General features: G+C 63.2%; 15 protein-coding genes and 1 pseudogene. 8 read left to right on the top strand and 8 right to left on the bottom strand.

Features of this window, described 5'->3' with window-relative positions:
- Positions 1–3 precede the first annotated feature (3 nt).
- A complete protein-coding gene (locus tag JQ641_RS33250; protein ID WP_212000551.1) occupies positions 4–906 on the bottom strand; it encodes an alpha/beta fold hydrolase in 903 nt (300 codons plus the stop codon).
- Positions 903–2,525, bottom strand: coding sequence for a GMC family oxidoreductase (locus JQ641_RS33245; protein ID WP_212000549.1), 1,623 nt, complete (start codon positions 2,523–2,525; stop codon positions 903–905). The genes JQ641_RS33250 and JQ641_RS33245 overlap by 4 nt, the downstream gene beginning before the upstream one ends.
- A gap of 290 nt (positions 2,526–2,815) precedes the next feature.
- On the opposite strand from JQ641_RS33245, the gene JQ641_RS33240 reads away from it, so the two are divergent.
- From JQ641_RS33240 to JQ641_RS33230, 3 genes are all read left to right on the top strand, one after another.
- On the top strand, positions 2,816–3,988 hold the full coding sequence (locus JQ641_RS33240; RefSeq protein ID WP_212000546.1) for a M20 aminoacylase family protein: 1,173 nt from the start codon (positions 2,816–2,818) through the stop codon (positions 3,986–3,988).
- 98 nt (positions 3,989–4,086) lie between these two features.
- Positions 4,087–4,281, top strand: a complete 195-nt coding sequence (locus JQ641_RS33235; RefSeq protein WP_212000544.1) for a hypothetical protein — start codon at positions 4,087–4,089, stop codon at positions 4,279–4,281.
- A gap of 159 nt (positions 4,282–4,440) precedes the next feature.
- A complete protein-coding gene (locus tag JQ641_RS33230; RefSeq protein ID WP_212000541.1) occupies positions 4,441–5,613 on the top strand; it encodes a M20 aminoacylase family protein in 1,173 nt (390 codons plus the stop codon).
- A 306-nt stretch (positions 5,614–5,919) separates the two neighbouring features.
- Here JQ641_RS33230 and JQ641_RS33225 read toward each other — a convergent pair whose 3' ends face one another.
- The 3 genes and pseudogenes from JQ641_RS33225 to JQ641_RS33215 form a co-directional block, all read right to left on the bottom strand.
- On the bottom strand, positions 5,920–7,548 hold the full coding sequence (locus tag JQ641_RS33225) for an inorganic phosphate transporter (protein ID WP_212000538.1): 1,629 nt from the start codon (positions 7,546–7,548) through the stop codon (positions 5,920–5,922).
- Between the two features lie 122 nt (positions 7,549–7,670).
- Complete coding sequence (locus JQ641_RS33220; protein ID WP_212000537.1) at positions 7,671–8,255, bottom strand: GNAT family N-acetyltransferase; 585 nt, start codon at positions 8,253–8,255, stop codon at positions 7,671–7,673.
- A 321-nt stretch (positions 8,256–8,576) separates the two neighbouring features.
- Positions 8,577–9,233, bottom strand: a pseudogene (locus JQ641_RS33215) (TIGR03915 family putative DNA repair protein); the annotation flags it as partial.
- 270 nt (positions 9,234–9,503) lie between these two features.
- Here JQ641_RS33215 and JQ641_RS33210 point away from each other — a divergent pair.
- From JQ641_RS33210 to JQ641_RS33190, 5 genes are all read left to right on the top strand, one after another.
- Positions 9,504–10,298 (top strand): ImuA family protein, encoded by a 795-nt coding sequence (locus JQ641_RS33210; RefSeq protein ID WP_212000535.1) that lies wholly within the window; start codon positions 9,504–9,506, stop codon positions 10,296–10,298.
- Positions 10,189–11,898, top strand: a complete 1,710-nt coding sequence (locus JQ641_RS33205; protein ID WP_502755021.1) for a Y-family DNA polymerase — start codon at positions 10,189–10,191, stop codon at positions 11,896–11,898. Before JQ641_RS33210 ends, JQ641_RS33205 begins: the two co-directional genes overlap by 110 nt.
- 11 nt (positions 11,899–11,909) lie before the next feature.
- On the top strand, positions 11,910–15,359 hold the full coding sequence (locus JQ641_RS33200; protein WP_212000650.1) for an error-prone DNA polymerase: 3,450 nt from the start codon (positions 11,910–11,912) through the stop codon (positions 15,357–15,359).
- Between the two features lie 355 nt (positions 15,360–15,714).
- Positions 15,715–16,818, top strand: coding sequence for a helix-turn-helix transcriptional regulator (locus JQ641_RS33195; protein WP_212000533.1), 1,104 nt, complete (start codon positions 15,715–15,717; stop codon positions 16,816–16,818).
- Between the two features lie 45 nt (positions 16,819–16,863).
- Positions 16,864–17,346 carry a hypothetical protein gene (locus JQ641_RS33190; protein WP_212000531.1) on the top strand — a complete coding sequence of 161 codons (483 nt, stop codon included), beginning with the start codon at positions 16,864–16,866 and terminating at the stop codon, positions 17,344–17,346.
- Between the two features lie 196 nt (positions 17,347–17,542).
- On the opposite strand, the gene JQ641_RS33185 is transcribed toward JQ641_RS33190, so the two are convergent.
- The 3 genes from JQ641_RS33185 to JQ641_RS33175 form a co-directional block, all read right to left on the bottom strand.
- A complete protein-coding gene (locus tag JQ641_RS33185; protein ID WP_212000530.1) occupies positions 17,543–17,722 on the bottom strand; it encodes a hypothetical protein in 180 nt (59 codons plus the stop codon).
- Between the two features lie 120 nt (positions 17,723–17,842).
- Entirely contained in the window at positions 17,843–19,360 is a 1,518-nt protein-coding gene (locus JQ641_RS33180; RefSeq protein ID WP_212000529.1) for an ABC-F family ATP-binding cassette domain-containing protein, read from the bottom strand.
- Between the two features lie 375 nt (positions 19,361–19,735).
- The gene (locus tag JQ641_RS33175; protein ID WP_212000528.1) at positions 19,736–20,506 is read right to left on the bottom strand and encodes an SDR family NAD(P)-dependent oxidoreductase; all 771 of its coding nucleotides are present in this window, start codon (positions 20,504–20,506) and stop codon (positions 19,736–19,738) included.
- Between the last annotated feature and the right edge of the window lie 668 nt (positions 20,507–21,174).

Raw genomic sequence — 21,174 nt, 5'->3', positions numbered from 1 at the left:
CCGTTATCCGACCTGTGCTGCGAACGCCTTCAACGCCCCGAGCACGAGTTCAGGCGCTTCCTGGGCCACGCTGTGGCCGGCGCCGTCGAAGGTCCATTGGCTCGCGGCCGGAAGCAGGGCGACCGCGCGCGACGCCATCTCTTTGTAGATCGACCAGGATTTTTCCGTGGTGGCCACGCGCACCGGACATTCGATTTCGGACAGCCACATGAACGGATTGCCGCGCGCGTCGCCGGTGTAAACCTGTTCCATCGCCTCCATGATCGGAAGCAGCACCGCTGATTCAATTTCAGGCGTGCAAAGCAGCCGCACCCGGCCATCGTCTTGCTGTACGAAGCCGTGCCGGATGTAGGCCCGCAGCGAATTCTCCGTCCATTTTGCAAAGGCCGGCGCGGCGCGGTAGCGCGCGAATGCGGCGTCCGCGCTTTCGAATTCAGCCTGTCGGCGCAGCGCGCCGTGCACGGCGCTTTTGCCGAAGTCGCTCAAGCCATCCGGTCGAGCCGTGCGCGGATCCATCACCGTCGGTTCGATCACGAACAGCCGTGCAAAGCGCGCAGGCATCAGTTTCGCCGCCAGTAACAGATCGGTCGCGCCGGCACTGTGCCCGATGCCGTAGATATCGGCGAGATCGAGCGCCTCAACGACCCCGCACACATCTTCGGCAAAATCCCGGAAGTGATAATGGTTGGCCGCAGGCTTGTGGCTGTCGCCATGACCGCGGCGGTCAAGTGCATAGACCGTGTGGTCCGATGCGAGTTCGCGGGCGACGTCGTCCCAAACCTCGGCGACGAAACCGGTGCCGTGGAGCAGCAGGGCAGGCGGCTTATCTCGATCCTCCGCACCCCATCGCGCCAGCGCGATGCGTGTGTTGGTATCGCCGACCGAAATCCGCTGCGAACTCGTCAAGCGCGCGCATCCTCCAAAATCATGGTCGCACCCTTTTCGGCGATCATCGCGGTCGGCGTATTCGTGTTGCCTGACGTGATCGTCGGCATGACGGAGGCGTCGGCGACGCGCAAGCCTGCAATGCCGTGAAAGCGCAGGCGCTCGTCGACGACGGAAGTGGCATCGGATGCTGATCCCATCTTTGCGGTGCCGACGGGATGAAAGATCGTGGTGCCGATATCGCCGGCGGCTTTCGCCAGCGCCGCATCGTCGTCGCCGACGCCGGGACCAGGCAGATATTCCTGCGGCTTGAATTGCGCCAGCGCCTGCTGCTTCATCAGCCGCCGCGTGGTGCGGATGGCGTCGGCCGCGACCTGTCGGTCTTCATCGGTCGACAGATAGTTCGGCGCGATCGCGGGCGCCTTGTCGGCCTCCGCGGTTCGGATGCGCACGGTGCCGCGCGAGGTCGGCCGCAGATTGCAGGCGCTGACCGTGATGGCGGGGAAACGGTGCAGGGGATCGCCGAATTTATCGAGCGACAGCGGCTGCACGTGGAACTGGATGTTGGCGCGCTCGCGATGCGGATCGGAGCGGGTGAAGATGCCGAGCTGCGACGGCGCCATGGTCAACGGACCGCGGCGGCGGAACGCGTAGTCGAGCCCCATCAGGCCGCGCCGGAACAGATTGTAATAGGTCTCGTTCAGGGTGCGGACGCCCTCGACCTTGTAGATCGCGCGCTGCTGCAGATGGTCCTGCAGATTGCGGCCCACGCCCTGACGATCGAGCGTGACGTCGATGCCGAGCGGCGAGAGCCAGTCGGCCGGACCAATGCCGGAACGGTGCAGCACCTGCGTCGATCCGATGGAGCCTGCGCAGAGAATGACTTCGCCTTTGGTGCGGGCTTCGACGAGCTCGTTGCCCTGATAGAAGCGCACGCCGACGGCACGGCCGTTCTCGACAATCAGCCGATCGACCAGCACGTTCTTTTCCAGCCGCAGATTCTGGCGGTTCAACACCGGCTTGAGGAAGCCCCGCGCGGACGACCAGCGGCGGCCGCGCTTCTGGTTGACGTGGAAATAGCTGATGCCTTCATTGTCGCCGGTGTTGAAATCGGGGATGCGGCGGATGCCCATCTGTTCGGCGGCGTCGCCGACCGCATCCAGCACGGCCCAGGACAGCCGGGGCGCTTCGATACGCCAGCCGCCGCCGGCGCCATGATGTTCGCTCTTGCCGAGGAAATGATCTTCGAGCGCCAGGAAGTGCGGCAGCACGTCGTCATAGCCCCAGCCGGCAAGGCCGAGCTGGCGCCAGTGGTCGTAATCGGCGGCCTGGCCCCGCATCGAGATCATGGCGTTGATCGCCGACGAACCGCCGATCACCTTGCCGCGGGGATAGGCCAGCGCGCGGCCGTTGAGGCCCGCCTCCGGCTCGGTCTTGAACATCCAGTCGGAGCGGGGATTGCCGATCGCAAAGAGGTAGCCGACCGGAATGTGAAACCAGATCCAGTTGTCGTTGCCGCCGGCTTCCAGGATCAGCACGCGATTGTTGGGATCGGCCGAAAGCCGGTTGGCCATGATGCAGCCGGCGGTGCCTGCGCCGACGACGATATAGTCGAAATCACCTTCAAGCTTGGTCGGCATCTTCTTTGGTTTCCGCCCATTGGTGCCGTCATGCCCGGGCTTGCCGCCTTCGCTTAAGCTTCGGCGGGCCAGTCACTCGTGGCCACGTCGGAGCTTTAGCGGAGGCGGGTCCCGGGCATCCACGTCTTTGTTGGAAGTATTAGTCAGACGTGGATGGCCGGGACAAGCCCGGCCATGACGACTTTGGTTGATTGCTGGGCGGATGGGGGCTCTGCGGCCGAGTGTGTTGGGTGGTTCGCGTCTTGCATGCTACAGAGGCACAAACGTTCAACCAGAAAACGATCAGTTCCATGCCCATTGTCAACCGCGTCGCCGATCTGCAACCCGATATCCAGGCCTGGCGCCGCGATATCCATCAACACCCCGAGCTGCTGTACGAGGTGCACCGCACGGCGGCGCTGGTGGCGGACCGGTTGCGGGAATTCGGTTGCGACGAGGTGGTCACCGGTCTCGGCCGCACCGGCGTGGTCGGGGTCATCAAGGGCAACAGGCCCGCCGGCAAGGGCGAGGTGAAGGTGATCGGGCTGCGCGCCGACATGGATGCGCTGCCGATCGAGGAAGCGACCAACCTGCCTTATGCCTCGAAGAACCCAGGCCTGATGCACGCCTGCGGCCATGACGGCCACACCGCGATGCTGCTCGGCGCGGCGCGCTATCTCGCCGAGACCCGCAATTTTGCAGGCGATGCGGTCGTGATCTTCCAGCCGGCCGAAGAGGGCGGCGCGGGGGCCGTTGCGATGCTCGAGGACGGGCTGATGGACCGCTTCGGCATCGAGCAGGTCTACGGCATGCACAACGGTCCGGGCATTCCGGTCGGCAGCTTCGCCATTCGCCCCGGTCCGATCATGGCCGGAGGTGACGCCGTCTTCATCCGGATCGAGGGGCAGGGCGGACATGCCGCGCGTCCGCACAAATGCATCGACTCCGTGCTGGTAGGCGCGCAGTTGATCAACGCGCTGCAGTCGATCGTGTCGCGCAGCGTCGACCCCCTGGAATCGGCGGTCATCTCGATCTGCGAATTTCACGCCGGCCATGCCCGCAACGTGATCCCGCAAACCGCTGAACTGGCGGGCACCGTCCGGACCCTGGACGCCGAGGTGCGGAAACTGGTGGAAAAGCGCGTGCGCGAGGTCGTCGCCGGGGTGGCGCAGATCACGGGCGCGAAGATCGACCTGACCTACAACCGCGGCTACCCGGTGACGGTCAACCATTTCCCGCAGACCGACGTGGCAGTCCGGGCCGCCCGGGAAATCGCCGGCGACGCCAATGTGAACGAGATGCCGCCGCTAATGGCCGGCGAGGATTTCGCCTTCATGCTGGAACAGCGGCCGGGTGCGCTGATCTTCTGCGGCAACGGCGACAGCGCCGGGCTGCATCACCCCGAATACAATTTCAACGACGAGGCCCTCGTGTTCGGCACCTCGTACTGGATCAAGCTGGTCGAGAACACGCTAGCGGCGTGAGGCCGTTCACCGGGATTTCAACGAGGTCGGCTTGACGGCCGGTCGCCGCGTGGCCAACTCTATGCTATGCCTTCCGCAAGGCACATCGGGGCCTGCAAATGAGCGCCAACGCAACCTTCGTATTGCTGATGATCGGAACGGTCCTTTCGATCTATCTTGCCGGCCGGCTGGCCGAGCGTCGCGGACGCAGCTTCAAGGTTTGGGCGTGGATTGCTGCGTTCATCGGGCCGCTGGCACTGCCTCTGGTGTTCCTGTTTCCGAACCTGCACCGCAGGAACCGTGGCCCGGCCTGAGGGCCGCCGACGCGCAAGGCGCTAAGACGGGCAACCCCGGCCCCGGCCCCCCTCGGCAAGCGGTCCGGATGGATAGGGCCTCTGCGGCAGGGTGCTGGGTGGAGCGCGTCTTGCATGCTAGACAGGGCAGGCGTTCAACCCGGAAGCAGAGAATTTGCAATGCCCATCGTCAACCGCGTCGCCGATCTTCAACCCGATATTCAGGCCTGGCGCCGCGATATCCATCAACACCCCGAATTGCTCTATGACGTGCACCGCACTGCGGCATTCGTGGCGGACCGCTTGCGCGAATTCGGCTGTGACGAGGTCGCGACCGGCCTCGGCCGTACCGGCGTGGTCGGCGTCATCAAGGGCAAGAAGCCGGCCGGCAAGGGCGACATCAAGGTGATCGGACTGCGCGCCGACATGGATGCGCTGCCGATCGAGGAGGCGACCAATCTGCCTTACGCCTCCAGGAGTCCCGGCAAGATGCATGCCTGCGGCCATGACGGCCACACCGCGATGCTGCTCGGGGCCGCCCGCTATCTCGCTGAGACCCGCAATTTCGCCGGCGATGCGGTCGTGATCTTCCAGCCCGCCGAAGAGGGGGGCGCGGGCGCCGACGCGATGATCAAGGACGGTCTGATGGACCGTTTCGGCATCGAGCAGGTCTTTGGCATGCACAATGGTCCGGGCATTCCGGTCGGCAGCTTCGCCATTCGCACCGGTCCGATCATGGCCGCCACCGATGAACTCGACATCAAGATCACAGGGCTCGGCGGCCACGCGGCACGCCCGCACATCTGCATCGATTCCGTGCTGGTTGGCGCACAGGTGGTCACCGCGCTGCAGTCGATCGTGTCGCGCAGCATCGATCCGCTGGAGTCGGCGGTGATTTCGGTCTGCGAATTCCAGGCCGGCAACGCCCGCAACGTGATCCCGCAAACCGCCGAATTGCGCGGCACGATCAGGACGTTGACTCCGGAAGTTCGTGCATTGGTCGAGAAGCGCGTGCACGAAGTGGTCGCCGGCGTGGCGCAGATCACCGGCGCCAAGATCGACCTTACCTACAAGCGTGGTTATCCCGTCACGGTGAACCATGCTTCGCAAACCGAGTTCGCCACGCGGATCGCCCGGGAGATCGCCGGCGAGGCGAATGTGCACGAGACCCCGCCGCTGATGGGCGCGGAGGATTTTTCCTACATGCTGGAAGCGCGGCCGGGCGCGTTCATCTTCTGCGGCAATGGCGATACCGCGGGCCTGCATCACCCCGAATATAACTTCAACGACGAGGCGATCGTCCACGGCACGTCGTACTGGATCAAGCTGGTGGAGAACGCGCTGCCGGCGTGACGGCCCAACGGCTTGATGAAGTTTCGCAAGAACTTGAGAGAACGCCTGCATGTCCATGCAGGCGTTTTGTTTTTAGCGAAATGATTGAGGGCGTATGAGGCGAAGCGGATACTGGTTCGCGTAACAAATGATGCGTATCAATCGCGAGCTTCGGTTCTACTTCAAGAGCCGATCATGCCCGAATTTCCTTTCGTGTTGGTTTAGTCGCAGGACGATTCAGTCGGCGCTGGCTCACACGTGAAAAGGCCCGCGGGGTGGCGCGGGCCTTTCTGTTGCGTTGCAGCGGAAGAGACCGCCACGGTCTCGTCAGAACACGTACGAGAACAGCACGTAGAGGCTGGCCGACAGACAGATCGCGGCCGGCAGTGTCAGCACCCAAGCCATCAGCAAGTTGCGGATGGTGGCTAGCTGCAGGCCGGAGCCGTTGGCCGCCATCGTTCCGGCGACACCCGACGACAGCACGTGGGTGGTCGAGACCGGCAGGCCGAAGATGTCGGCAGCGCCGATGGTGCCGGCGGCAACGAGTTCGGCGGAGGCGCCCTGCGCGTAGGTCAGGTGGGTCTTGCCGATCTTTTCGCCGACGGTGATGACGATGCGCTTCCAGCCGATCATGGTGCCGAGGCCGAGCGCGATCGCGACCGCGATCTTGACCCAGGTCGGAATGAACTTGGTGGCGCTGTCGAGCGAGGCCTTGTAGGCCTTGAGGGTCTCGACCTCTTCCTTCTTGAGGTCGTTTTCCTTGTCCTTCATCAAAAAGCGGATCGCTTCCGAGGTCAGGTACATGTCGTTACGGGTGTTGCCGACGGCTTCCGCCGGCACCTTGTTGAGCGAGCCGTATTTCGCGACCTGGTCGCCGACGTCCTTCACCAGCACCGAGAGCGACGGGTAGGTGCCTTCGCTGATCTTGCGGGCGGCGACATATTGCGTCACCGCAGGACGGGGATCGCCGATGATGCTGTGGCCGGCGCCCTTGGCCGCGACCACCTTGGAGGCAGCCTCGGAGGTCTTCTGGAACTGGGCGATCTGCGATTCCGGCAGCGCGCGGTTCAGGGCGTAGGCGGTCGGCACGGTGCCGATCAGGATCAGCATGATCAGGCCCATGCCCTTCTGGCCGTCGTTCGAACCATGCGCGAAGCTGACGCCGGTGCAGGTGGCGATCAGGATGCTGCGGATCCACAGCGGCGGCGGCTTGTTGGCTTCGGGCGCGGCGTACAGCGCCGGGTTGCGCACGACGAACTTCAGGACCAGCAGCAGGATAGCGGCCATGCAGAAGCCGAACAGCGGCGACAGCAGCAGCGCGTAACCGATCTCGGTGGCCTTGGTCCAATCGACGCCCGAGGTGCCGTCGCGGCCGCGCATCAGCGCGTTGGCGATGCCGACGCCGATGATCGAGCCGATCAGGGTGTGCGAAGAGGAGGCCGGCAGGCCCAGATACCAGGTGCCGAGATTCCACACGATCGCGGCGATCAGGAGCGCGAACACCATCGCAAAGCCGGCGCCGCTCCCGACCTGCAGGATCAGCTCGACCGGCAGCAGCGAGACGATGCCGAACGCGACCGCGCCCGAGGACAGCAGCACGCCGAGGAAGTTGAAGAAGCCCGACCACATCACGGCGAATTCGGCCGGCAGCGAGTGGGTGTAGATCACGGTCGCGACTGCATTGGCGGTATCATGGAAGCCGTTGACGAACTCGAAACCGAGCGCGATCAAGAGCGCGACCAGCAGCAGGATATAGGGCAGGTAGGTCGTCACCTTGGCGCCGGTGGCTTCGACGTCGACATAGATGCTGTACATCACGAACAGGAACCCGGCCGCGAGAATGCCGAAGAACAGGATCATCGTGAGCGGGTTGAAACCCTTGTCGAGATTGGGCCTGGAAGCCGGCTGGATCGGCGCTCCCTCGGCCATCGAAGAATTGAGCGTCATATCGGTCATTGCAAACCCCCTGAAATACTAACGGCGGTTAATCTTTGACCGATGGAGTTGAAGGTTAGATGACAGGATGTCGCAGCGCCGACGAGTTGGCGCGATGCAGGGGTGCGCTGATGGGCGGCAGGTCAGGGGCGCGCTGCCCATTCTCCGCTGAGCAAGGACATCAGGCGCATCGAGCGGAAGCTGCCGTCGGGGTCGCGGTGCAGGTCGCGAACCACGCCTTCCTCGACAAACCCGGTCTTGAGGTAAGCCCGATAGGCCCGTTCATTCTCAACGAATACAAAGAGTTCGACGCGATGCGCCGCCAGATCTTCGAAACAGATTTGCAGCACCGATCGCAGCAGGTTCGATCCGACGCCGCAGCCGGGAGTTCCAACCGCAATGCGCCTGAGCCGGACGCATTGGTTGGCGCTTCCGATGCCTTGTAAAATGGCAAATCCGGCAATCTCCGTTCCACTGCACGCCACCAGATATCGGGAAGACGGGTTTTCGATTTCAGTGGCGTGCTGTTCGGCGTCCCATCGGCCGACGAAACGCACATAGCCTTCCACGCGTTCGATGCGCATGATGGCGGGTATGTCGGATTTACGCGCGGTTTGAATCAGCATGGCGGCAGTTTGGGGTTGCCGCGCCTGCCGGGCAATGCTCAAGGCAAGAAGCTGCAAGCAAGGTCGATCGCCGCAAGGGATGATGGCCAAGATGATGGCCAAGAGATGATGGCCAAGACAGGTCGCGCGCTGCACGGCACCGGGGCTAGAGGAAACCGCACAGCGCGCCGACCCCATGGGAAACGTCATGGCGTGAACAGGACGTCCCAACCCCTCCCCAAGAGAATGAGATAGTATCATCAATCAATTGAAGGTTGTACATTTATTTGTCAGTTTTCGAGGGGGCGGTAACGGGAATTTGCGGTTCCGGAATGTGCGGTTCCGTCCTCGCTCCAAATGCTGAGCAGCGTCCGCTATTGTTTCCCGGAAATAGCGCTACCGTCGCTGGCGGAACCTTCACTTTCCCGCGCCGGTTGGCGTCGTCTTGGTTTTCAGCCGCGCTGGATTGAAGATGCCGGCGCACATGCGCCGCCAGGTTTCCTCCAGCCGATCCTCGGTCGACGCCTCGGTGTCGTTGACGCCTGACGTGATCAGGACGGCATGGCCATCCCAATGCGCGCAGACATCGGGCGTCAGGATCGACCAAGGCATGTCGGCGAAGCGATGAGCGAAGAACGGCGCTGTCGCCTGCACGATGTGATGGTCGGGCTCGAACCAGGCGAGGTAATGCGATTTCTGCTCGCGTCCGATTTCGCGGAAGCGGATGGAAGCCCGCATCCTGTATTGATCGCAATGCACAGCCTTCGCCATTGCGATCGCCTGCGAAACGTCCGGATCGCTCGCGCGCAGCAACAGATCGTGGTCGCCGCGCAGCCGCCACAGCAGGCGATAGAGGAGGGCGAAGCGCAGGGGATCGCGATGCAGGATCGCGGATTGCGCCAGGGTTATGAATTTTGCCGATACGCTGAAAGTGCCGTGTGGCCGTTCGGGCAGAAGTGCGGAAGGTTCGACCGGTTCAGGCGCGTTGCCGCGCACGCGCCATGTCACATCGGACGGGCGCACTTCACTCAGCACCAGTGCCCGCGCGGCTTTGCGCCAGCCGTCGAAATCGGTTTCGCATTCGAGGGTGATGGTGGGCACGATACCTCGCCTCTCGTCATGCCCGGGCTTGTCCCGGGCATCCACGTCTTCCTTTCGGCAGGAGCAAAAAGACGTGGATGGCCGGGACAAGCCCGGCCATGACGGCTGGTCTAAAATCCCTTTGATTTCGTTGATGAATCTCCTACAGCGCCAATGCCATTGACTCCTTGGGCCCTGTTAGCTTTATATTAGAACATATCATGAACAAATGAGCCAGCAGCGGGTTCATTTCAAAACCAGCAATGGCCCACAATTTCCAAGGAGCGGCGCATGACCGGCGCACGCCTAAACACGCTTGCGCGTTTGCGCGGCCGCATCGAGCGCATCGAGGCGGGCGCGGATACGCACGCGCTTCATAAAGTGGCGCTCGGCCATGCCGAGGCCGATGCGACGCTGTGCGGCGGCCTTGCCCGCGCCGCGGTGCATGAAGTCTTTGCCGAAGGACATCAGGGTGCGGCGGCGACGGGATTCATCGCGGGCCTTGCGGGGCGGGTGACGTCGCGCCGGCCGCTGGTCTGGGTGCGGCAGGATTTTTCGGAAATCGAATCCGGCGCGCTGTCGATGAGCGGGCTCGCCGAACTCGGCCTCGATCCGCGGCTGCTGGTCACCGTGCGCGCCGCCGATGCCGACGCGGCGCTACGGACCGCCGCCGATGCGCTGGCCTGCGATGCGCTGGGCGCCGTGGTGCTGGAAGTGTGGGGCGAGCCGCGCCAGCTCGATCTCGTCGCCAGCCGCAAACTGACTTTGGCCGCGCAAGCCTCCGGCGTCACCGCATTGCTGTTGCGGCTGGCGGCAACGCCGCAGCCCTCGACCGCGGAGACAAGATGGATCGTGCGTGCGGCGCATTCGCCGCCCTCAGCCCCCTGGCATGCGTGGGGCGCGCCGGTGTTCGACGCCGAGCTCGTTCGTAACCGTCATGGCCCGGTTGGGCGGTGGATCATGGAATGGAAATGTGATGAGTGCCTTTTCAGCGAACCGGCGGCGAATTCTCAGCCTGTGGCTGCCACGCCTGCCCATCGACCGCATCAAGCGGCAGCACAAAGCGTTTTCAGACGAAGCGCGTGAGCACGACGCTCGCAACACGAACGGTGCGCTCCCTCTCCCGCTTGCGGGGGAGGGTCGGGGTGGGGGTGTCTCCGCGAGTCATACTGTTCGTGTGTCCCCGCAAGCCGGAGAGGTGCACCCCACCGTCGTCGTCGCCAAGCAAAACAACGCGCTGCAGATCTATGCGCTCGATGATTTCGCGGCGCGGTCCGGCCTCGAGATCGGCCTGCCGCTCGCCAATGCCCGCGCGATCTGTCCGGAATTGACGGTGTTCGATGCCGATCCGGTTGCGGACGCCAGGACGCTTGGCGATATCGCCGACTGGTGCGATCGCTTCACACCGCTGGTGGCGCTCGATCCCCCGCACGGGCTGTATCTCGACATCACCGGCTGCGCCCATCTGTTCGGCGGCGAACGCGCGCTGCTGCAGACCCTGTGCGGCGCGCTGACCCGCAGGGGGTTTGTCGTCAGCGCTGATATCGCCGGCACCTCGATCTGCGCACGTACGATGACGCGCCATGTGTCAGGGAAAATCATTGCCGATGGCGAGGAGGCCGGCGCCGTCGGCCCGCTGCCGGTCTCGGCGCTCGGCGCCGATGTCGCCATCACCAGCGGCCTGCGCCGCGCCGGACTGAAAACCATCGGCGATGTCGATGCGCGCGCCCGCCACGAGATCACGGCGCGATTTGGCGCAAACTTCACGACGTTGCTCGAACACGCGCTGGGGCAGGGCGATGCGCCGATCAGCCCGCGAAAACCCTTGCCGGATTACATCGTCGAAAAACGCTTTCCCGAGCCTGTCGCCACCGACACTGTGATCGCGATGAACCTGTCGGCGCTCGCAGGCATGCTGGTCACGGCGATGGACAAGCAGGGCAAGGGCGCGCGGCGGCTGGAGGCGAGTTTCTTCCGCACCGACGGCGCAGTGCGCAACATTACGGTCGATACCGGCCGTCCGGTGACCAGGCCTGAGGTGATCGACCGGCTGTTTCGCGAGCGGCTCGATGCCCTGAACGATCCGCTCGATCCCGGCTTCGGCTTTGACCTGATACGTCTGTCCGCCAGCCGCACCGAAATCGTGGTGCAGCAGCAGCGCGATCTCGACGCCAATGTCCATGACAATGATGAACTCGCCGCCCTGATCGACCGCATCGCCGCGCGGATCGGGGGAAAGCGCGTCGTCGTGCACCTGCCGCAGGACACCCATATCCCTGAAAGAGCGGTGCTGGCGGTATCGGCGCAGCATCATCTGGCGGCCGCGACAGAGGCCGCCTGGCCTGATCGCATCGCGAGCGAGCCGCCGCTGCGGCCGTTGCGGTTGTTCGAAAGGCCCGAGCCCATCAACGTGCCGTTTGCATCCGTGCCCGACGGGCCGCCGCATCAATTCACCTGGCGCCGCGTCACCCATGCGGTGGTGCGGGTGGAAGGCCCCGAACGCATCGCGATGGAATGGTGGAAGCAGAATGGCGAGGCGCTGACGCGGGATTATTTCCGCATCGAGGACGCGGAAGGGCTGCGCTTCTGGATTTTTCGCGATGGGCTCTATGAAGGCGAACTCAGAAGCGACGAGGAGGGTGAACCTGTTCTGCCCAAATGGTTCGTGCACGGGCTATTCGCATGAACGGCCCCGGTGTGCCAGCGCCTGCCTATGCCGAAATCGGCATCACCACGAATTTCTCCTTCCTGCGCGGCGGGTCCGATCCGCGCGCCTATGTGCAGGAGGCGAGCCGGCTTGGTATTCCCGTGATCGGCATTGCCGATCACAACACGCTGGCTGGCGTGGTGCGCGCCTGGAAGGAGCTCGAAAATCCGGAGCTTCACCACAAGCCAAAACTTCTGATCGGTTCGCGCATCGTGTTCATGGACGGCACGCCGGATATTTTTGTTTATCCGCGCGACCGTGCCGCTTATGGCCTTCTGTGCCAGTTGCTTACCCGCGGCAAACGCGGCGGCGATGCCGAGCGGATCGCCAAGGGCGAGTGTCATCTGAAACTGGATGACCTCCTGGAATTTTCCGAGGGCCAGCTCCTGGTGCTGACGCTGCCGCATCGCTTCGACTCGGCCGGCGCCTTGAAAATCCTGGACCGCCTGAAGGACAGCCGCGCCGATGGCGTGTGGCTGGCTGCGAGCCTCCTGTACCGCGGCGACGATCGCCGCCGGTTGGCGCGGCTGCATCTGGTCTCGCTGACATCCAAGGTGCCGCTGCTGGCGACCAACGAGGTGCTGTATCACGATGCGGCGCGCCGCCCGCTGCAGGACGTGCTGACCTGCATCCGCGAAAAGACCACCATCGATGCGGTCGGCAAGCGGCTCGAGGCCAATGCGGAACGCTATCTCAAGCCGCCGCATGAAATGGCGCGGCTGTTTCGCGATCTGCCGGACGCGATCGCCGAGACCATGCGCTTTGCCGGCCGCATCAATTTCTCGCTCGACCAGCTCAAATATCAATATCCGGACGAGCCGGTGCCGCCCGGAAAAACCGCGCAGCAGCATCTGGAAGACCTGACATGGCAGGGTGTGAACAGGTATTTCGGCGGTGAGATCGACGACAAGCTCGACACAACCTTGCGCAAGGAACTGGCGCTGATCGCCGAACTCAACTACGCGCATTATTTTCTCACCGTGCACGACATCGTCCATTATGCGCGCAGCCAGAACATCCTGTGCCAGGGCAGGGGATCGGCGGCGAATTCGGCGGTCTGCTATGTGCTTGGGATCACCTCGGTCGATCCGACCAAGGTCGATCTGTTGTTCGAGCGGTTCATTTCCAAGGAACGGCTGGAGCCGCCCGACATCGACGTCGACTTCGAGCACTCGCGCCGCGAAGAAGTGATGCAATATGTCTACCGGCGCTACGGCCGCCACCGCGCCGCGATCATCGCCACCGTCATCCATTACCGGCCGCGCAGCGCGATCCGCGATGTCGGCAAGGCGCTGGGGCTGACCGAGGACGTCACCGCGGCGCTGGCCGATACGGTGTGGGGCAGCTGGGGCAAGGGCCTCAACGAGATGCAGGTCCGGCAGGCCGGGCTCGACCCTGCGAATACGATGATCGAGCTTGCGGTGGCGCTCGCGACCGACCTGATCGAATTCCCAAAGCATCTGTCGCAGCATGTCGGCGGCTATGTGCTGACGCAGGACCGGCTCGATACTTACGTGCCGATCGGCAACGCCGCGATGGACGACCGCACCTTCATCGAATGGGACAAGGACGACGTCGACGCCTTGCACATGATGAAGGTCGACGTGCTGGCGCTGGGTATGCTGACCTGCATCCGCAAATGTTTTGATCTGATCGCCGATCACAAGGGTGAGCGATACGAGCTGGCCGATATCAAATCGCAGGACGACGACGAAGTTTACCAGATGCTGCAGCGGGGTGAATCGCTCGGCGTGTTCCAGGTCGAGAGCCGCGCGCAGATGAACATGCTGCCGCGTTTAAAACCGCGGACCTTCTACGATCTCGTCATCGAAGTTGCGATCGTGCGGCCCGGCCCGATCCAGGGCGACATGGTGCATCCCTATCTCAAGCGCCGCAAAATGCGGCCTGAGGATATCGAATATCCCTATCCGAAGGGCGGCAACAAGGATGAGCTGCGCAACGTGCTGCACAAGACGCTGGGCGTTCCCTTGTTCCAGGAACAGGCGATGCGTATCGCGATCGAGGCGGCGGAGTTTACCTCCGAGGAGGCCAATGGATTGCGCCGCGCCATGGCGACCTTTCGCAATCTCGGCACCATCGGCAAATTCGAAGCCAAGATGGTCGGCAATATGATCCGCCGCGGCTACGATCCCGAGTTCGCCAATAATTGCTTCAACCAGATCAAGGGTTTTGGCTCCTACGGCTTTCCGGAAAGCCATGCCGCGAGTTTTGCGCAGCTCGTCTATGTCTCGTCATGGCTCAAGCATTACCATCCCGACGCATTCTGCTGCGGGCTCTTGAACTCGCAACCGATGGGCTTTTATGCCCCGGCCCAGATCGTCGGCGACGCCCGCAAGAACGGCGTCGAGGTGCGCGGGATCGACGTGTCGCACAGCTTTGCGCAGAACACGCTGGAAGAGGGCGAAGGAAAATATTGCGCCGTGCGGCTTGGGTTCAGGCAGATCGATGGCTTCAAATGGGCCGATCCGGATGAGGAAGGGTTGAAGGCCCTCCAGTCGTCATTCCGGGGCGTCGCGTCAGCGACGAACCCGGAATCCATTGTACCGCACCCGCGTAGCAAGATGGATTCCGGGTTCACGCTTCGCGCGCCCCGGAATGACGGAGACGACTGGGCCGACCGCATCATCGCCGCCCGAACGCGCCGTCCCTTCACCTCGCTGGAGGAATTCGCCCGCGACACCGCACTTCCAAAACGCGCGCTGATCCTGCTGGCGGATGCCGATGCGTTCCGCTCCCTCGGGCTCGATCGCCGCGCCGCGCTGTGGGCGGTGCGCCGGTTGCCGGACGACGTGCCGCTGCCGCTGTTCGAGATAGCAGTGGCGCGCGAGCAGCCGGACGAGAACGCAAAGCCGCTGCCTGACATGCCGCTGCCGGAGCAGGTGGTCGCCGACTACCAGACCATCCGGCTGTCGCTGAAGGGCCATCCGATGGAATTTTTGCGCGCGAAGTTTTCAAAGGAGCGCATCGTGCCCTGCGAACATATCGCGCATCGCAACGACCGGCGTCATGTCCGCTGCGCCGGCGTGGTGCTGGTGCGGCAGCGTCCGGGCAGCGCCAAGGGCGTCGTCTTCATGACGCTGGAGGATGAAACCGGGATCGCCAACATCGTGGTGTGGCCGGCGGTGATGGAAAAGTACCGCAAGGAAGTGATGGGCGCGCGCCTGATCCTGGTCGAGGGCTACATCCAGAGCAGTCCGGAACACGTGACGCATCTGGTCGCGCAGCGGCTGTTCGACCGCTCGCACGATCTGATCGGCCTCGCCAACGACGCACTGAGCCGCAAGCATCCGGTGCCGGCGGGCCCTGCACTGATCGAGCCGCTCAACGACGACCGCCGCGACCACCCCGAGACACCGGCGCAAAAGATCCGCCATCCGCGCAACGTCCGCATCCTGCCACCGTCGCGGGATTTTCATTGAGGTGCGGAGCCACGCACGCCTTAAAACGACAGGCCTTAACGGCATGCCGCAAAATGAAATGGCCGCTGGAAGTGAATCCAGCGGCCGCCCGGGAAGAACAAAATTGATTGTTTAAGAATCCTCTAGCCCCCGGTGACCTTTAATTTAGCCGACGCGGTGCGATGCTTCGAGTCAAAATTGGCCACCTGCTACGAAAGCACAGGTAACGTTACCTGCCGGTCTCACCCAAATGGGGGTGGCGTTGGACGGCTCCTTGGCGGAACCTGCAGCAGCGCAGAATCATTGTCGGTAGAACTCCTCTTGCACGTTGCACGCCGGTTTCGAAGCGCGTGGCTGAAGTGGCATAGGCTGACCAATGGGGACGAAGGTGGACGTTGGCCGGTTGCAATCGATCAGCACCCGGCTGGGCGATGCAGTGATCGATCCTGCGATGTGGCCTGCCTTGATGCAGGACATTTGCAGCGCCAGCAACTCAGCGTCGGCATGCCTGCTTCAAAGCGACGTCCGGACGCCCGACGTGCCGATGACGGAGTCCGGGCGCGAATTTTTCAAATCCTACTTCGACAACCGCTTCCACGAAAACGACATCCGCGCGGCGCGCGCCGTGCCGCTGTTGCTCGCGGGCCGTCAGATCGTCAGCGACCAGGACATCTTTAGCTCCGAAACCGAAATGCTTCGTGATCCGCTTTACGCGCATGCGAACAATTTCGGGCTGCGCTGGTTCGCGGCCGTGGGATTTTTTGCAGGATCGGCGTTGTGGGGTTTTTCAATCCAACGCACGATCGCTGAGGGAGCTTTTGAAGAATCCGAAAAGGCGGCGCTTGCCAGCCTGTCCCAACGATTGACGGAGACCGCCACGCTTTCCACTGCTGTCGGAAGGGGCGTGCTGTCCGGCATCACCAATGCCTTGGCCTTCATCAAGCGCGCCGCGATCGCGCTCGACCGGTTCGGATCCGTCATCGACATCAATCCGTCTGCGGAAGCAGCCCTTGGCGGCGATATTAGGATCATCGGGCAGCGCCTCGTCATATCAGACAGACGGGCGCAGGCCGCCTTCAACAATTTCCTCGACCGGCTGAGAACGGCCTCCGACGTCGATGCGCTCGGCGTCGCGCCCATCGTGGTCCGCCGTGCCGGCAAGCCGCCGATCGTCGTCCGTGTGCTGCCGGTCGATGGCGCGGCGCGCAGTCCGTTTCTCGGGGCCCGCGCCATTCTCATCCTGTCCGGCTTCGACGAAGGCGAGGCCGAACAGTTGGTGATGCTTCGCCAGGCCTTCCGCCTGACGCCGTCGGAAGCGCGCATTACCCTGTGTCTGGCCGGCGGCAAGTCGCTGGAAGAAGTCGCGCAGGAAATGGGAGTAGCGCATGAAACCGCGCGGTCGCATCTGAAGGCCATCTTCCGCAAGACCGACACCCACCGGCAAGGTGAGCTGATTGCACTGGTCAGCCGGCTGCGATAAGGCGTTGACCACACGCCGCCTGCGAGAAGCCGAATGGGGGTTTTTATGATGGCTCGATTGGCCGCGCCGGCCGTGCTGGTTCTGATCGCCACGACCTTGGCTGCGCATGCCCAGCCCGCCGACAAGCGAACATGGCGGCTCCGGACCGTGGATGGCCAATCCATGCTGTCCTACGGCACCGACAACGCCGAAGACACCCCGATCACGTTCCGCTGCAAACCGGGCCAGGGCGTCGTGAAGGTCTTCATCAACGAGACCGGCAACGGCGTGAAGCCGCGCCAGGCGATGTCGGCGTCGCTGATCGCCGGGAGCGTCACCGCGAAACTGCCAGGACGGACGCTTGTGAACGAGGAAGCCGGCACGCCGAGCTTCGATGGCTCGCTTCCGGGCAGCGACCCGCTGTTCCCGGCGCTGCGGCAGGCGAAGTCGCTGGTGATGGTGGTGGGGCCTTCGCGCCAGCAGGTCCCGCTTCGCGAACTCGGCGACAAGGCGGACAAGTTCGAGGGGCTGTGCCGGAAGCGCGCGTGAAAAAGGCCGCCAGGTGAGGCGGCCTCATTCGTGACCGGTGGAACATGGCGGCCCGTCGCCGCCGAGACCAATATCGTGCGCAAATCGAGAAGTGTTAGAGCGTTTTCCAGCGAAGTGGACACCGGTTCGCGTCAAGAAAACGCGTCAAAACAAGAACCTGGAGCCCCGTTCCGATTCCATCGGAACGGAAAAGGCTCTAGTGATAGGTGCCGAGCGTCGGCCGGGTCCAGATGTCCTGCATGATCCATCCGCCAACGGCACGCTCCGCAAGCATCTTCGCAAGCCTCGTGTCCATCGCGCCGCCCACCACGATCTCGAGCTGCGCGTCGTCGAGGGCCGACTGGTTGTTGCGATCTGAATTCCTGGATTTGGTCATTGTCGTCTCCCGTGTTCCCTGCAGCGAGACCATTCCCGCTATCCCTGATGACAGGAATACGACGCGTGCCGGGGCGCCACCGTGACGCATGTCACACAGCAAACGGGCTGTCTCGCAGCGTTAACTGACCGCTGCAAACAGCCCTTCCGGTTCCTCCAGTTCGACCAGCTTCTTCTTTTCGATCAGCCAGAAACGATTGCCCACCGTCCGCACGAAGTTGCGGTCATGTGACACCAGCAGGCAGCTTGCCTGATGAACCATCAATTCAGCCTCCAGTGCTTCCTGCCCCTCGATATCCAGATGGTTGGTGGGTTCATCGAGCAGATAAAAGTTTGGCTGGGCCAGCCGCAGTAACAGCATGCCCAGACGCGCCTTCTGTCCGCCGGAAAGCTGGCCGATCGGACGGCTCTGCATCTCGATCGAGAGGCCGGCACCCGCGAGCAACGTGCGCGCACGCTGATCGCCGACATCGAAGCGGCGGACGATCGTGTGTGCCGGAGTATCGGCATCGGCAAGACCGGCAAGCGCCTGATCGCAATAGCCGAGAACCAGCGACTGCGTGGCCTTGATGCCGGCATTCACCGCGTCTCGATCTTCGATTGCCGCGCGCAGCATGGCGACGAACCGGGTCTTGCCTGCCCCGTTCAATCCCAGCAACACGATCCGGTCTCCCTTGCAGATGAACTGCTTGCCGGTCCGAAACAGCAGCCTGCCATCCGGCGTCTCCACCGTGGCGTCGTCCAGCGTCACCATCACCTTGGCGTGGGTTCCGCGATTGGCAAGCCTGATGGTGCCGGCGGATCGTTCGAGATGCGCGGGCTTTGCGGCATCTTCCAGTTTCCCGGCCCGCTGCTTCAACTGCCTTGTCTTCGACAACAGCAGGTCGCTGCCGGAATTGATGCCGATGTTGCTCAGCTTCGCAGCTTGCTGGCGCAGCAGCTGGGCGGTCTTGAGGTCATGCTGATAGCGCCGCTCGTCGGAAGCGTCCACTTCACGGAGTGCGGCGCGTGCCCGCGTATAGGGCAATGAAAACAGCTGCGACTGCTCCGGCCGCAGGAACAGCGTCCGGTTCGTGGTCGCATCGAGAAAGGCGCGGTCGTGGCTGGATATGACGACGGGCATCTCGCGCGGCAGCGCGTTCAGCCAGTTTTCAAGCTGGCTGATCCTGGTCAGGTCGAGATGGTTGGTCGGCTCGTCGAGCAGCAGCACGTCGGCCTCCGTCATCAGCACGCGCGCAAGCATGGCAAGCCGCTGCCAGCCGCCGCTCAACTGCTTCAGCGGCCTCTGCCGCAACGCCTCGGGCACCTCAAGCGATTCCAGGGCAACATCGACCCGCCAGCGTTCGCTGTGGCGTTGTTCGGCGGAGAGCGCCTCGAGCACGGCTGTATAGAGGGGTGTCTCCATCAGAGCTTCCGGCACGTTCTGCTCGACACAGCCCACCGTCAGCCCGCGCGACCTTGTGATCTCGCCCTCGCTCGCTTCCATGGTGCCCGCCATACAGCGCAGCAGGGTGGATTTTCCGCGACCGTTGGCGGCGACAAGCCCGATCCGGTCGCCGGGATTGACGACGAGGTTCAGCCGGGAAAACAGCGGTGCGCTCAGCGTCACGCCGAGATTGCGGATGGTAATAAGCGTCATGATCGTTCTCTGGTCTTGCCGGCGATCACGATATCCGGGGCACGCAGCCATCGTCGGACGTCGGTGTCAAAGCGCGGCGATGAATGAGAATGCGGCGCGAGCGCAAGAACGCGCAACGCCGCATGGCCACGAAGGGCAGACCAGGAAGAAGTTCAGAAGTCTCTGGTCAGCCCTGCAAACGCATTTGCAGGGCGTTGACCGGGCCACGCTGGCGATAGTGCCGGAAAAACGTCGTCATCGCGCGGCCCTCCTTTCTCGGTTGAGTGACGTCAAAATAACGCGCTCCGCACAGGAGAGCAAGCTAAAGCAGAGCAAGCCAAAGTCTCGCCGAGTCAGTTGTCGAGTCAATCCCGGCAACTGGCGACGGGTAACCTATCAGAAATTCACCCGGTTCGAGATCGCGCCATCGACGAGGAGGTTCGACCCCGTGGTGAATGACGACGCCGGGCTCGCCAGGAACACGGCGGCATTGGCGATTTCCTGCGGCGTCGCCATGCGGCCGGTCGGGTTGCGCGTCAGCGCGTCCTGATAGCGCTTCGGCATGTTCTGCTCGATCATGTTCCAGACGCCACCCTTGAAATAGACCGTGCCGGGCGACACCACGTTGACGCGGATTTTCTTTGACGCGTATTGCCGCGCCAGGCCCTTGGCCATGTGGACCAGCGCCGCCTTGATCGGACCGTAGGAACTGGCGTTGTCGGCCTGTGCCGCCGAGACCGACGAGATGATCACAAAGGCGGCGTCGCCGCTCTTCTCGCCGCTCGCTTCGAGGAACGGCCGCGCGGCTTCGAACGCATTGACGGCGCCCAGCACGTCGAGCCGGAAATTCTGCTCCCAGGATGCGACATCGCCGCCTTGCGCCATGGCGCCGGCATTGGAGAACAGCATGTCGATGCCGCCGAGTTCTTGCGCGGCGCCGCCGATCCATGATTTCAGCGCCGCTGCGTCGGTGATATCGACGGAAGCGCCGGTGGCCTTGACGCCCCGCGCTTTCAGTTCCGCAACGGCGCCCGTGACCTGATCGGCGTTACGCGCGCAAACCGCGACATTGCCGCCATCGCCGGCCAGCGTGTCGGCGATCGCCCGCCCGATGCCGCGCGTTCCGCCGAGTATGACGGCGTTTCTTCCCTTCAAGCCCAGATCCATTTTGTTCTTCCTTTGTTGGCGATCGACACTGTAGCAGAACCACAGGGCAGGCAAAACGATCCTTACGCAAGACGCGAGACCACAGAACGTCCAGGCCTTCTCGGCGTCGTCGAAGCGGGAGTCAGTGTAGCCACCTCGCTCTCGTCATTCCGGGGCGCGCGAAGCGCGAGCCCGGAATCCATCAGGCTGCAGGCTCTGTCTCCCAATGGATTCCGGGCTCGATGCTGCGCATCGCCCCGGAATGACGATGGAGAGAGATGCGACAAAGTAACCCGACGGGCAAATCACTTCTGATTTACGGAAGTCATGTCAAGCCCCGAAATAAAAAATATTTCTGTTTACCAGAATGGCAAATCAGGTGCATATCTTTGGCCATCCCGTCCCACTCAGAGGGCGTCGGCCGTCGTCACGGACGTTGGACGGGTTGCGGTGGACGCTGGTTTACGCCTCGACGACGGCGTGGACTTAGCGTACGGCAAAACCGTGTGGTCCTGGCGCCCGTTGCAGGCGTCAAGCTGCCGGCTAGGCGCAAGCTGAACCGGTGGTGACGGAGTCAACCAAGAACTCGTCTCCGGGGAGATCACGGCATAAGCCGTAAAGCCATTGCGCAGGGAAGGCCGGGTGTTCACCGCTGCCCTGTATGCTCGTGTGCACTTTGTTTTGTGCAA

The sequence above is a fragment of the Bradyrhizobium sp. JYMT SZCCT0180 genome (assembly GCF_018130165.1).
Classification (GTDB): domain Bacteria; phylum Pseudomonadota; class Alphaproteobacteria; order Rhizobiales; family Xanthobacteraceae; genus Bradyrhizobium.
The sequence above is the reverse complement of the archived record's forward strand: the minus strand, read 5'-3'. Positions and strand labels throughout refer to the sequence as shown.